This is a genomic window from Bacillus sp. SIMBA_005, assembly GCF_046535585.1.
GTDB lineage: Bacteria > Bacillota > Bacilli > Bacillales > Bacillaceae > Bacillus > Bacillus pumilus.
The window spans coordinates 1-260 of sequence record NZ_JAWRWI010000655.1 but is presented as its reverse complement, the minus strand read 5'-3'; the positions used below and the strand labels follow the sequence as shown (position 1 = coordinate 260).

The following is a 260-nucleotide window of genomic DNA, read 5'->3' as shown; positions in this document are numbered from 1 at the left end:
GCCGATGCCGGGCTTGAGACCTACGTGCGCGAGCGGCTTCGCTGGCTGAAGCTGCGCGTCCTGGTGCAGATCTGGATCGCCGGCCATCGTGTCGACACGCTCATCGGAGATCGCCTCGTCCTCCAGATCGACGGAGCGCACCACACGGGATCCCAGCGGTCCGAGGACATCCGCCACGATGCGGAGTTGTTGCTGATGGGGTACCGGGTGATCCGGGGGGAGATGTGCGCCTCGCAAGGATGCATCGGCCGTATCCGGCC

Annotated in this window: 1 protein-coding gene; it reads left to right on the top strand. The window is 66.5% G+C overall.

The features are described 5' to 3' along the window. On the top strand, positions 1-260 hold a 260-nt coding region (locus tag SB660_RS21705; protein WP_410584489.1), incomplete at both ends, for a DUF559 domain-containing protein.